The sequence below is a fragment of the Mesorhizobium sp. 128a genome (assembly GCF_053848025.1).
In genome coordinates, this window is record NZ_JBSPKY010000121.1 from 1 (window position 1) to 296 (window position 296).

Annotated in this window: 1 protein-coding gene; it reads right to left on the reverse strand. The window is 65.9% G+C overall.

The window, feature by feature from the left end; translation table 11 throughout:
• The coding region (locus ACWTU9_RS33345) for a GTP-binding protein (protein ID WP_455862037.1) at positions 1–296 on the reverse strand (296 nt) is incomplete at both ends.

Genomic DNA, 296 nt, shown 5'->3' on the forward strand with positions numbered 1-296 from the left:
CCCTTGACGATCGGAATGTCGTCGCCGGGGAACTCGTTCTTCGACAGAAGCTCACGAACCTCGAGCTCGACCAGTTCCAGCAGCTCAGCGTCGTCGACCTGGTCGACCTTGTTCAGGAACACCACGATCGACGGCACGCCGACCTGACGGGCGAGCAGGATGTGCTCGCGGGTCTGCGGCATCGGGCCGTCGGCGGCCGACACCACCAGGATCGCGCCGTCCATCTGCGCGGCGCCGGTGATCATGTTCTTCACATAGTCGGCGTGGCCGGGGCAGTCGACGTGGGCGTAGTGGCG